The 12,482-nt window shown below is 69.1% G+C and carries 7 protein-coding genes and 1 pseudogene; 4 read left to right on the top strand and 4 right to left on the bottom strand.

Annotation, left to right across the window (positions count from 1 at the left end):
* A partial coding sequence (locus tag ACWD4J_RS41400) for a WXG100-like domain-containing protein (protein ID WP_451400719.1) occupies nucleotides 1-1,502 on the bottom strand: 1,502 nt, incomplete at its 3' end.
* 466 nt (nucleotides 1,503-1,968) lie between these two features.
* Here ACWD4J_RS41400 and ACWD4J_RS41395 point away from each other — a divergent pair.
* A complete protein-coding gene (locus ACWD4J_RS41395; RefSeq protein ID WP_451400718.1) occupies nucleotides 1,969-2,403 on the top strand; it encodes an SMI1/KNR4 family protein in 435 nt (144 codons plus the stop codon).
* 275 nt (nucleotides 2,404-2,678) lie between these two features.
* A pseudogene (locus ACWD4J_RS41390) lies at nucleotides 2,679-2,957 on the top strand (hypothetical protein); the annotation flags it as partial.
* A 770-nt stretch (nucleotides 2,958-3,727) separates the two neighbouring features.
* On the opposite strand, the gene ACWD4J_RS41385 reads toward ACWD4J_RS41390, so the two are convergent.
* The 3 genes from ACWD4J_RS41385 to ACWD4J_RS41375 form a co-directional block, all read right to left on the bottom strand.
* A complete protein-coding gene (locus tag ACWD4J_RS41385; protein WP_451400717.1) occupies nucleotides 3,728-4,681 on the bottom strand; it encodes a carbohydrate ABC transporter permease in 954 nt (317 codons plus the stop codon).
* Complete coding sequence (locus tag ACWD4J_RS41380; protein WP_451400716.1) at nucleotides 4,678-5,694, bottom strand: ABC transporter permease; 1,017 nt, start codon at nucleotides 5,692-5,694, stop codon at nucleotides 4,678-4,680. Before ACWD4J_RS41380 ends, ACWD4J_RS41385 begins: the two co-directional genes overlap by 4 nt.
* A gap of 65 nt (nucleotides 5,695-5,759) precedes the next feature.
* A complete protein-coding gene (locus tag ACWD4J_RS41375) occupies nucleotides 5,760-7,442 on the bottom strand; it encodes an extracellular solute-binding protein (RefSeq protein ID WP_451400715.1) in 1,683 nt (560 codons plus the stop codon).
* Nucleotides 7,443-7,682: 240 nt separating this feature from the next.
* On the opposite strand from ACWD4J_RS41375, the gene ACWD4J_RS41370 reads away from it, so the two are divergent.
* Together ACWD4J_RS41370 and ACWD4J_RS41365 are read left to right on the top strand one after the other, a co-directional pair.
* Nucleotides 7,683-10,610, top strand: a complete 2,928-nt coding sequence (locus tag ACWD4J_RS41370; RefSeq protein ID WP_451400714.1) for a glycoside hydrolase family 3 C-terminal domain-containing protein — start codon at nucleotides 7,683-7,685, stop codon at nucleotides 10,608-10,610.
* 81 nt (nucleotides 10,611-10,691) lie between these two features.
* Nucleotides 10,692-12,230, top strand: coding sequence for a glycoside hydrolase family 43 protein (locus ACWD4J_RS41365; protein WP_451400713.1), 1,539 nt, complete (start codon nucleotides 10,692-10,694; stop codon nucleotides 12,228-12,230).
* Nucleotides 12,231-12,482: the final 252 nt, after the last annotated feature.

Genomic DNA, 12,482 nt, shown 5'->3' with positions numbered 1-12,482 from the left:
ACCTCGACCGGGAGGTGACGCTCGACGAAGTCGGTGTACTCCTTCAACTGGCTGTCCACCAGAACCGGGCTGCCCGTCCGCTGCGCCCGCTCCACGGCGTCCACCCGGGAACGCCAGGCGTCCTCGTTCACGCCCAGATCGCCCAGCCGGGAGAATCCGTTCTCCACATGGGCGCGGAAGTCCGCCAGCCGCTGGTCGAGAACCTGGTGTTCGACAGTCGTCCGGAAATCGTGCAGACGCCGTGCCGCCTCGGCCCAGTCGCCCGAACCGGACGCCTCGCGCACCGAGTCGGCCTTAGGCCGCCACTCCGTCTCCGGCAGCCCGGCCGAACGCGCGATCTTGCTGAGCTCGTTGACGCGGTTCCGCACCTGCTGTGGCAGCGGAGGCAGCGTCCCGCTCGGAGCGGACGGAAGGTCCGTGACCAGCGCGCTGGGCGACGGGTCCGGCAACTCCGCCGGGTCGAACGGCTTCGGAGCGTTCGGCAGGTCGAGTTCTTCCTCGCCGGGACGCTGCCCGGTCGGGTGCTCTTCGGACACCTGTCCCGAGTGCTCTTCGGGCACCTCCCCGGTGTGTTCCTGGGGCACCTGCCCGGTGTGCTCCTGAGGCACCTGCCCCGGGCGCTCGAGGGTGCCCGGCCGGCCCTCGCCCGGAATCGCGTGCTGCAGCATCTCGGGCGAGAACGGCGCGTCGAGCTTCGGCACCTCGACGTGCTCCGGCGATCCCCCACCCCGCAGCGTGTGGCCATGAGAGATCGCCCCGCCCAGCCCACCGGCGGCGGTACCCAAGCCGAGGTCCTGGTCGGTACCGAAGATGAGATTGCTCGCCCCGGTCGTGGTCAGACCGGTCAGAGCACCGTGACTGACATTGCCGAGGAAGGACTTGGAGAACCCCGGGGCCAGGTGGCGCATGATCTGCCCCAGCCCACCACCGAGGGCCCCGCCCAGCGCACCCATCTCCGCCGCGCCCTTGGTGAGGCTCAGGTCCCAGTGCGTGCGGTCGCCCTTCAGGAACTGGATGACCTGCACCGCGACATCCATCCCGACCTGCATCACGATCGACGACACAACCGCGACGAACAGCTCCCGCAGGATGATCTGAATCGCGAACCGACCCGCCGCAACCACGGCCGGAATCCCCGCCGCACCGAACAACGTGGCCGACAGATACGCGATCTCCGCAGCCATCCACGCCAACTGCAGGATAATCATGTACTTCGCGTACTCGATCTCCAGCGCGATATTCTCGGCCATCTCACCGAGCTGCGCAGCCGACGTCGCCATCGCGGGCAGGGTCTGACTCAGCTGGTTGACGAACTGCCCGAACTGATCCGCCGGAGCCCCGGCCAGACTCTCGAACGTCGCGGCGGTCGCCGGATTGAGCTCACCAATGAGCTGGTTGATCTCCTGCGCCGTCGTATTCCACACCGCACCCAGCTGAACGAGCCTGTCCTCGTTCCCCGCCGGAAAGTCCTGCCCGACGGTGATCTTAGCAATAGGGCCCAATTCCGGTGGAATCATAATGCTCATGACTTACAGGGCCTTTCCACCGGACCCTTTCCAGGATTCCGCGCCTTCGCTCCTCGGCGTCCACGGTGACACCTCTGTTTTGCGGCTCCGCGCGTTGTCCGCGCCGATGATTCCCGAAGCCCTCCCCGTTCGGGCCGCGGTAGAAATTTCTACAAGGCGATTACCCCTACTGGCCAGGTTCGCCGTAGGACAATTGATGCCCGAATGTGCCCGTTTCCCGGAGTACGGATCCCCTGAATTGCGCGGTGAGGTCTCCGGGACGCGGGAGGCCGCTGCCCGTTCTCGACTGGGGCGTGCCTGTTTGCTGCCCTTTTCCCGGACGCCGCGGGCGCTCGGTTGACGATGTGCCGCCACTTGATGCCAGTGTCTCCTCGCGCGAAAGAAGAGATCAACGACCCCAGGACCACGCCGCACAAGTGAAAGGTCAAGTTAGGGTGCGCGCATGTGGAGAGAAATCGCAGCCCAGGCATTTGCCGAGGCTGAGTTCATTGAGCCAGTCGCCTCGGTCAATCTGGCTGATGCGGAGCAACGGCTGGGCTGCAGCCTTCCGTCAGAGCTGATGAGCCTGCTTCAGGACACCGACGGCATCGTGGGGGACTACGGGGTGGACACGGTCTGGCCTTTGGAGCGGATCGTCGAGGACACTCTCCACTTCTGGTCAGACCGCACCTTTGCCACCCTGTACATGACGTTCCAACCGTTGCTCTTCTTCGGCGACAACGGAGGCGGCGACCAGTTCGCTTTCATTCGGACACCTCCCCGAGCCGACATCTTCGTGTGGGATCACGAGGACGACAGCCGTCGGTGGGTTGCCCGGGATCTCCGGGACTACCTCGGCCGCTCTCTCGCCGAAGGCGGAGACGACTGGTACCGGTAGCGAACGGCCCTGCGCGACTTTATGGTTTCCCGTCCCCGACCAAATGTTTGCGGCCACCATCTGCCTTGTGACCAGAGGTTAAAAGCAATGCCGTGATTCTGTTGGTGACCTTGGCGGGGTGCTGATACCTGGTCCGGTGGGTGCTTCTCTGCTGGGAGCGGGGCGGTGTCGGCGGTGGGGGTGGTCGCTCTGTCGCTGCGGCCGGAGAGCCATCAGAGGATCCCGATCAGGATGGTACGGACAGCGCGAGGCGGCGTGTCCGAACGGCACTCCGGCGATGCCGCGCCGAACGCCAACTGGCCGCGGTCCTGCCCCGCTGGCACAACGGCCGCGGCTTCGGCTCCGGTTGGGGGCCGACGGGCCCCGGTCCGGAGCCGGGGCTCCAGGGCACCGAGATGTGGCTCGCCATGATCTGGTACCTCGCCGACCTCCTGGGCCACGCCGATGCCCTCGGCTACCGCCCTCGCGGCGTCCACCGCCCCGAGCCCGTCCGGAGCACCACGGCGGCGTCGATCGCAGCGTTCCAGAATGGCTTTACCGGGTCTGACCTATGACGCGCGCACCGTGCTGCGCGACAGGATCGGTTTTCGTGCTGCTACGGATGCTCTACCTGGTGGCTACGCGCATCTTCGCTGGTCCTCTTGTCCCGCTCACCGCAGCCAAAGAGGTCGAAATACTGATCTTGCGCCGCGAGCTCGCGGTGCTGCACCGCCAGGTCGCCCGGACCTCGACCGAGCTGGCCGGACCGGGCCCTGCTGGCTGCCCTCGCCCGTCTGCTGCCTCGCGCCTTGCGCGGGCACCGGATCGTCTCCCCGCGCAGCCTGCCGACCTGGCACCGGCGCCTGTTCGCCAAGAAGTGGACGCACACGCCGTTCCCGGGGCGCCCGCCCCTGCTGGAAGACGTCCGCGACCTGATCACCCGGCTCGGCGCGGCGAACTCCCGCTGGGGATTCCGCCGTGTACACGGCGAACTGTGCTGCCTTGGACACACGGTCAACGCGGCCACCGTACGCAGTGTGCTCCGCGCCGCCGGACTCGGCCCCGCATCCCGCTCCCGCCACGCCCGGCACGAATGGGGTACCTTCCTCAGAGCCCATGCCAGCGGCCTGCTGGCCACGGACTTCTGCCATCTCGACACCATCGGCCTAGCCGACGCCGACCTTGTCCCTCACCACCGCGTGCTTAGTCACCTCCTGGGCGACCGTGGTGACCACACCCGCGATCTCGTGGCCAGGTACGGGGGGGTAGTCCGTCACGCCCCACACCCGCACACCAGTGGCGAGCGTAGTGGCGCCTGCCATCCGCGCCCGCTGAACGCGCCCTCTCATCCCTTGATGGCCCCGGTGAGCATGCCCTTGGCGAAGTGCTTCTGCAAGAACGGGAAGACCAACGTGATGGGCAACAGAGTGAGCACCACGACCGCCATCTGCAGGGACAGCGGGGCCGTCTGGGCGTGGCCGTCCACGCCGTAGCCGGAGTTGACCTGGCCGGGCATGTTCATCCCGAGGTTGACGTACTGGTAGAGCACGTACTGCAGAGGCCACTTCTCACTCTCGGCCGGCATGTAGAGCATCACGCCGAAGAAGGTGTTCCAGTAGCCGACCGCGTAGAAGAGGGTGATGACGGCGTTCACGGCTCTGGAGGTGGGGAGCACCACGGACCACAGGATGCGCCATTCGCCGGCGCCGTCCATGCGGGCGGCGTCGATGAGTTCGGCGGCGGTGGTGGAGTAGAAGGAGCGCAGCACCAGGATGTTGAAGACACTGACGGCGCTGGGCAGGATCAGCGCCCAGTACCTGCCGTAGCCGCCGAGTTCACTGACCACCAGGAAGGTGGGGATCAGGCCGCCGCTGACGAACATGGTGACGACCAGGATCAGCAGCAGGAAGCGGTGGCCGAAGGAGCGGGCGCGGGAGAGGCCGTAGGCGCACAGGACGGAGACGACCATGGAGATGGCGGTGCCTGCGAGCGTGACGCCGAGGGTGACCAGCAGCGACTGCCGTACGGGGCCGCCCGAGAGCATGGTCCGGTACGCCTCGAAGGTGATGCCGTCCGGTACGAGGACCAGTCCGCCGGCCCTGTTGATGGCGGCCGGGGTGGAGATGCTGGTAAGCACCACGCAGTAGAGCGGGCCGAGGATCAGCAGCCCCACGATGGACAACGTCAGGCCTTTGGTGGTCTGGCCCGCGGCGGTCGGAGGCTCTTCCCAGATCGGGCGGTTGGGGTTGCGGCGCCGGGCGACGGGGTGCGTCGGCCCGGACGTGGTGAGTGCGGTCATTTCCGGTACAGTCCGTCCTCGCCGAAGCGGTGGGCCAGTGTGTTGGCGCCCCAGAGCAGCAGCAGCGAGATGACGCTCTTGAAAATGCCCGCTGCCGCTCCGTAGCCGTAATTCTGGGTGCCGATGCCGTAGTAGAAGGCGAAGGTGTCGAGTACGTCGGCGGCGTCGTGGCCGACGGCCTGGCGCTGGATGAGGAGTTGCTCGAAGCCGACGGTCAGTGCGTTGCCCAGGCGCAGGACGAGCATCAGGACGATGATGCCGCGCATGCCGGGCAGGGTGATGTGCCACAGCCGCCGCCACCGGCCGGCTCCGTCGACGGCCGCGGCCTCGTACAGGTTCTGGTCGATGGCGGCGAGCGCGGCGAGGAAGACGATGATGCCCCAGCCGGCGTCCTTCCAGACCACCTGGGAAGTGACCAGGAACGCGAAGGTGTGCGGATCGGTCATCACGTTCCAGGTGTCCATGTGGTGCTGGCGCAGGAACTGGTTGAGCAGTCCGGCGCCGCCGATCATCTGCTGGAAGAGCGTGACGACCAGGACCCAGGAGTAGAAGTGCGGCAGGAAGGTGATGGCCTGGATGGCCGACCGGATCCGCTGGCTCAGTACCGAGTTGAGCAGCAGCGCCAGCAGGATCGGGACGGGGAAGAACAGCACCAGCTGGACGGCGCTGACGTAGAGGGTGTTGTTGAGCGCCTGCCAGAACAACCGGTCGCCGAAGAGCTGTTGGAAGTTGTCCAGGCCGACCCATTCGCTGTGCAGGACACCGTCCAGCGGATCGTAGAACTGGAACGCGGTGACGGTGCCCATCATCGGCAGGTAGTTGAAGACGATGAGCAGGCCGATGGCCGGCAGGGTCATCAGGATCAGCGTCTTGTCGCGGCGCAGCCGCATCCACCAGGTCAGCTTGTTGTCGGCGGGCTGCCTTGGAGGCGGTCGCCGGCCGGCGCGTCCGCGGTGCCCGGTCGTGCCGTCGTCCTGCTGTCCCCTGCTGCCCGGCGCGAGCGTCGAGGCCATGGTTTCTCCTTGTACGGGGATGGGGCGCTGGTGCCGGTACGGCACCAGCGGCGGTTCGGCCGCGCCTACTGGCCGGTGCCGAGCTTGTCCAGGACCTCGGACTGGTACCAGGCGACCAGCCGGTCGCCGCCACCGCGCTTCCAGGTGCTGACCGCGTCCTGGAAGGCGGAGACCGGCTTGACACCATGGGCGACGTCCTTGATGGTGTCCTCCACCGCCTGGGCGGCGTCGGCGGCGGCGAAACGCTTGGGCACGGTGATGTTCATGTTGAAGAACACCGGCTTGTACACGTACTTGACGGCCTCGGCGTTCCACGCGCAGCGGTCCTTGGTGACCTGCGGAAAGTCGGGGTTGTAGAGCACCTGAAGGGGGCTGACGAGGAAGGGGAACGTCTGCGCCTGGACATCCCGCAGGCCCTCCTTGGTGGGGCTCGGGCCGTGGTCGCCCTTCTTCCAGTCGACGTCCTCGACACCGAAGTTGACCATGAGGTGCTCCTTCGAGCCGAAGGGCGCCGCAAGGTAGTTGGCGATGCGCAGGCACTCCTCGATCTGGGCGGGCTTCAGCTTGGCGTTGAGGTAGCTGAAGAACCCTGCCGACGGGGTGAGGAAGAGCCGCGGCGCGGACTTGCCGTCCGCCGAGAAGGGCTTGAACGAGGCGCGCCGGTAGTTCTTGTTGGCGGCGGTGCCCGCCTGGGCGTCGGTCTCGTTCCAGATGCCCTGCCCGCCCGCACCGATCAGCGCCTTGCCCGCGTAGAAGCGGGTCGTGGCGTCGTTGCTGTTGCCGGCCAGCACGTCGGGGTGCAGGTAGCCGGACTTGGCGAGCTTGTGGGCCCAGTCGAGGGCCTCGATGAACTCCGGCTGCTCGTACTTGTGCACCAGCTTTCCGTCGACCACGGCGAACTTCGCCGCGTAGTCGAATATCTGGAAGAGGTAGCCGTACACGTCGTCGAAGGCCCACACGCCGGCCTTGGCGCTGGTGAGTTCCTTGCCGAGGTCCCAGAACCGGTCGATGGACGTGATCTCGTCGGCGTCGATGCCCTTGGCCTCGAAGATGTCGCCGCGGTAGAAGAACTGACCCGGCAGGTTGAAGCCGCCGGAGAAGGCAGGTATGCCGTACAGCCTGTCCTGCCAGACCCCGCCCTGCCATGCCCCGGTGGGCAGGGCGGCAAGGTTCGGGTACTTCTTGATCTTGTCGCCGGCCAGGTACGGCGTGAGGTCGGCGAGCTGGGCGCCGGCCAGCTTCCCCAGGTTGAACAGGGGGTTCCACCAGCCCGGCAGCTGCACCCAGTCGGGAAGCTTCTCTGCGGCGGTGAGCGTGGTGATGGTGGTGTTGTACGTGTTGCCGTTGGCCGGCTTCATCGTCAGCGTCGCACCCAGGGCCTTGTTCATCGCCCGGTAGTACGGGTTACCGGCGGGCGGTATGGCGCCCCACAGCGGGGTGAGCGTCGTGTAGCGGCCACCGGAGCCAGGCACCTCGCTGACCGTCTCGACCTGCTGCGTGGGGTACTTCAGGAAGCCCGGGTCGGCGACGGCACCGGCCGAGCCGGCGACGGAGGGGATGTCGGGACGCACCGCGGTGCTGGGGATGTGGTCCGGGACCGCGGCGGCCACGCCCTTCTTGGAGTTGGTGCCTCCGCGACTCTTGCTCCCGCCGTCGCCGCACGCGGTCAGCAAGGGTGACAACGCCGCCGCCCCTGCGACGGTCATCGCGCCGCTGACGAAGGATCTGCGGTTCAGTTCACGGCTCATGAGTGAGTCGCCTCTTTTCATCCAGTCGAAGCGCTTCGATATTCGCGGCGACCATAGCGACGGGTAACGTTCCCCACAAGAGGTCGGGCGCAGGTTTTTGTGATCTTAAGTCGGCCTATGTGCGCCCACTTGAAGGGCTGTTGACACGCAACGAACCCGCGTGCGAGTTTCGAAGCGCTTCAACGATCTCAGAGGTGCGGTCAGCCTCCGCACTGCCTCACGCCCAAGGGGTTGCCCACTGTGAGTACCGCTTCCGTGCCTGCCGACCTGCCCTCCGGGCCGCCCGCGGACCGGCTGCCGTTCCGTGATCCCGGCCGCCCGCTCGCCGAGCGGGTGGAGGACGTGCTGTCGCGGCTGACCCTCGACGAGCGGATCGCGATGCTGCACCAGTACGCTCCGGCCGTCCCCCGGCTGGGCGTTGCCGCGTTCCGCACAGGCACCGAGGCTTTGCACGGCGTGGCCTGGCTGGGCGAGGCCACTGTCTTCCCGCAGCCGGTGGGCCTCGGCGCCACCTGGGACGAGGAGTTGGTGCACCAGGTCGCCACAGCCACCTCGGTCGAGCTGCGGGCCTTCCACCACCACCGCCGACCGGAGACAGGCGACGGACCCATCAGCCTGCAGGCGTGGGCGCCGGTGGTGAACCTGCTGCGCGACCCCCGCTGGGGCCGCAACGAGGAGGGGTATGCCGAGGACCCGCTGCTGACCGGCCGCCTGGCTGAGGCCTTCTGCCGCGGTATGGCCGGTGACGACCCGGAGTTCCTGCGCACCGCGCCGGTCCTGAAGCACTTCCTCGCTTACAACAACGAGGACGACCGCTCCCTCACGTCGTCGTCCGTACGGCCACGGGTGCTGCACGAATACGACCTGGCGGCTTTCCGGCGTCCCGTCGCAAGCGGCGCCGCGACCGGCGTGATGGCCGCCTACAACCTGGTCAACGGCCGTCCCTGCCACGTCAGTCCGCTGCTGGAGCGCGAGCTGCGCCGCTGGGCCGCGCCCACCGGCCGCGAGCTGTTCGTGGTCAGCGACGCCGATGCGCCCTCCAACCTGGTCGACCCCGAGCACTACTTCGACGACCACGCCACCTCGCACGCCGCCGCTCTCAAGGCGGGCATCGACAGCTTCACCGACCACTTCGAGGACAGTGCCACCCCCATCGGCCGGATCACCGAGGCCCGGGACCGCGGCCTGCTCACCGACGCCGACATCGACCGTGCGGTACGCCGCCAGCTGGCGCTCCGCTTCCGCCTCGGCGAGTTCGACCCGACGCGGGATCCGTACGCCGGTACGAGCTGGGACGTGGTCGACTCCCCCGCGCACCGGGCGCTCGCCCGGCGGGCGGCGACCGAGGCGGTGGTGCTGCTCAGGAATGACACGGGGCTGCTGCCGCTGACCGGCAGCGGACGGATCGCGGTGGTCGGGCCGCTCGCCGACTCCCTCTTCGAGGACCTGTACAGCGGCACCATGCCCTACCGTGTCACCGCTTCGGACGGGCTCACCGACGCCGTCGCCGGGCGGGGCGGCGCGGTCACCACCGTGGAGGGCGTGGACCGCGTCGTGCTGCGCGCCGCCTCGACCGGCGGCCTGCTCACGGCCGCGGACGGCACCGGACTGCTGTCGGTGACCCCGGCCACGGCAGCCGACGAGGCGGCTGGCTTCGACCTGTTCGACTGGGACCTCGGGGTGCTTACCCTGCGCAGCGCCCGCACCGGCCGCTACATCCACCTCAACGAGGAGGACCAGTCGCTGACCGCCGACCGGATCCAGCCCGCCGAGTGGTTCGTCCGCGAGGCCTTCCGTCTGGAGCCGGCCGGCGACGGCACCGAGCTGCTGCGTTCCGCCCTGACCGGCCGCTACGCCGCAGTGGACCCGGCGACCGGCGCGGTGACCGTCACCGCCGAGGACCCGGCGTCGGCGGAGCGGTTCACCCGTACCGTCGTCCGGGACGGGGCCGTCGAGGCCGTGGCGGCAGCCGGCGACGCCGAGGCGGTGGTGGTGGTCCTCGGCAACGCCCCGCACATCAACGGCCGGGAGACCCAGGACCGGGCCGGTCTCGCCCTGCCCCCGGCGCAGGAGCGGCTGCTGCGCGCGGTGGTCGCGGCCCGCCCCGAGACGGTGCTCGTCGTCATGAGCAGCTACCCGTACGCGGTCGACTGGGCCGACGAGAACGCCGCAGCCGTGGTGTGGACCGCGCACGGCGGCCAGGAGACCGGCCACGCGCTGGCCTCGGTGCTCCTGGGCGACGCCGAACCGGCCGGCCGGCTTGCGCAGACCTGGTACCGGGCCGGCGACGAGCTGCCCGGCCGGCTCGACTACGACATCATCAAGGCCGGCTGGACCTACCAGTACCACCGTGAACGGCCGCTGTACCCCTTCGGGCACGGCCTGTCCTACACCACCTTCGACCACACCGAACTGCGGCTGAGCACGCGCCGCACCACCCCGGACGGCAACGTCACGGTCTCCGTCACGGTGACCAACACCGGCAGCCGCTCCGGCAAGGAGACCGTCCAGCTGTACGTCCGCGCGCTCGGCGCCCGTTATGAGGCGCCGCTGTTGAAGCTGGCCGACTTCCGCAAGATCGGCCTGGGTCCGGGCGCCTCGCGGGAGGTGGAGTTCGCCCTGGACGTGTCCGAAGCACTGGCCCACTGGTCGGTCGCCGAGGAGGCCTTCACCGTCGATCCCGGTGAGTACGAGGTGCTGGTCGCCCGCTCGGCCGGAGACCTGGTGCTGAGCGCGCCGCTCACGGTCACCGGCCCCGAGCAGGCGCCACGTACGGCCGTTGGGCGCCTGCTGCCCCCCGCCGGCTTCGACGACTACACCGGCATCGTCCTGGTGGACGCCACCCGCACGGACGGCGACGCGGTGACGCCGGCGGGCCCGGAGGTGCCCGGCACCCTGGTCTACCGCCGGGTCGATCTGACCGGCGCCCACGGCGTCACCGCCGAGGTGTCGCGGACCGCGCCGGGCGAGGGCCGGCTCGAAGTGTGGGCGGGCGCGATCGGCGCCGGCGGCTCCCGGCTGGCCGCCCTGCCCGTCCCGAGCACCGGCGACCGGTACAGCTGGACCACGGCCTCGGCCGACCTGGCGGCCCACCTCCCGGGCGTCCACGACCTGTACCTGGTGCTCACCGGCGAACTCCGGCTGGCCGCCTTCGGCTTCACGGCCTGACAGCCGCCCCCCGGACCCACTGACCCCGCGCGGAAGGTTCCCCGCGGCGCATTTCCCCCGACCACACTCCTCAGGACGGACATGGCGTTCTTCGACAATCCCGTGATCCCCGGCTTCAGCCCGGACCCGAGCATCTGCCGGGCCGGCGACGACTACTACGTGGCCACGTCCAGCTTCGAGTACGTACCGGGCGTGCCGATCTGGCACAGCCGTGACCTGGTGCACTGGCGGCTGATCGGGCACGCGCTGGACCGGCCCTCGCAGCTGGAGCTGCCCGACACGGCCCCGTCCTCGACAGGGGTGTACGCGCCGACCCTGCGGTATCACGACGGCCGGTTCTGGTTGATCACCACCGTGGTCGCCGGGGCGGGCAACGTCCTGGTGACCGCCGAGGACCCCGCGGGACCATGGTCGGACCCGGTGCCGATCGACATACCTGGTATCGACCCCTCCCTTTCCTGGGAAGAGGACGGGACCTGCTGGTGCGTCTTCTCGTCGGACGGGATCCGCGGGGTGCGCATCGACCCGAAGTCCGGCGAGCTGCTGGGCGAGCCGGTGCCGATGTGGTCGGGCAGTGGCCTTCAGTACCCCGAGGGTCCGCACCTGTACCGGATCGGCGACTGGTGGTACCTGCTGCTGTCGGAGGGCGGCACCGAACGCGGGCACGCACTGTCGCTGGCCCGGGCCCGCACCCTGCCGGGACCGTTCGAACCGCACCCGGCCAACCCCGTGCTGTCCCACCGCAGCACCAACCACCCGGTGCAGAACACCGGCCACGCCGACCTGGTCCAGGCGCACGACGGCACGTGGTGGATGGTGCTGCTGGGCACCCGGCCCCGCGGTGACACACCGCTGTACCACGGCATGGGCCGGGAGACGTTCCTGGTTCCGGTGCGGTGGGAGGACGAGTGGCCGCTGCCCGGCCCGCTGGAGCTGCGTGCCAAGGCCCCCGCGCTGCCGCCGCATCCTTGGCCGCAGGAGCCGGACCATGACGACTTCGACTCCCCCGCGCTCGCCCCGTCCTGGGTGTCGCTGCGACGGCGGGACCCGGAGGCCGCACGTCTCGACGAGCGGCCGGGCCACCTGGTGCTGCACGCCCGCGCGGACAGCCTCGACACGCCCGGCGCACTCTTCGTGGGGCGGCGCCAGCGCGACCCCGACTGCACCGCCCGCACGCTGGTCGACGTTGCCGAAGGCAGCCGGGGCGGACTCGCCGTACGGATGGACGAAGCGCACCACTACGACGTCGAGGTGAGTGACGGCACCGTGCGCGCGGTCGCCAGGATCGGCCCGCTGCGCCACGCCATCGCCGAACGGGCCGTGCCCTCCGGGCCCGTGAAGCTGCGGATCGACGTCACGACCTCCGACGTCCTGCCGCCCACGGTCACGTCCCGCGGCACAGGACCGGAGGACGCTCCCCCGCCCGGCCTCAGGGTCGGCGGCCCCGACACCCTCCGGCTGGGATACGAGACGGACAGCGGCGACTTCGAGATCCTCGCCGAACTCGACGGCCGCTACCTCACCACCGAGGTCGCCGGCGGCTTCACAGGTCGCGTATTCGGTATGTACGCCACGCGGGGCAGTGCGGCCTTCGACTGGTTCGAGCTGCGAGCCGCCTGACGGAGGATCGCCCACCGCGACCCGGTTCCCGCCATGACGGCGGACCGGGCCGCGGTGGTTTCCGGAGCGCACGGGCACCTCCAGGATGGGTGACGTGCTGGGCAACTTCCCACCGAAATGATGGAAAGTTTCGTTGAGATGAGAGCGATAGTTTCTCTGGGAGGCTAGCGACGCCCCCAGCGCGGGTCAATGGCCCCACAACCCACTTCTTTCTCAAGCGAGATGACGGGCCAAAGGCAACGGCGGAACGCC

The organism is Streptomyces sp. NPDC002577, assembly GCF_053594815.1.
This window is presented reverse-complemented; position numbering and strand designations above follow the sequence as displayed.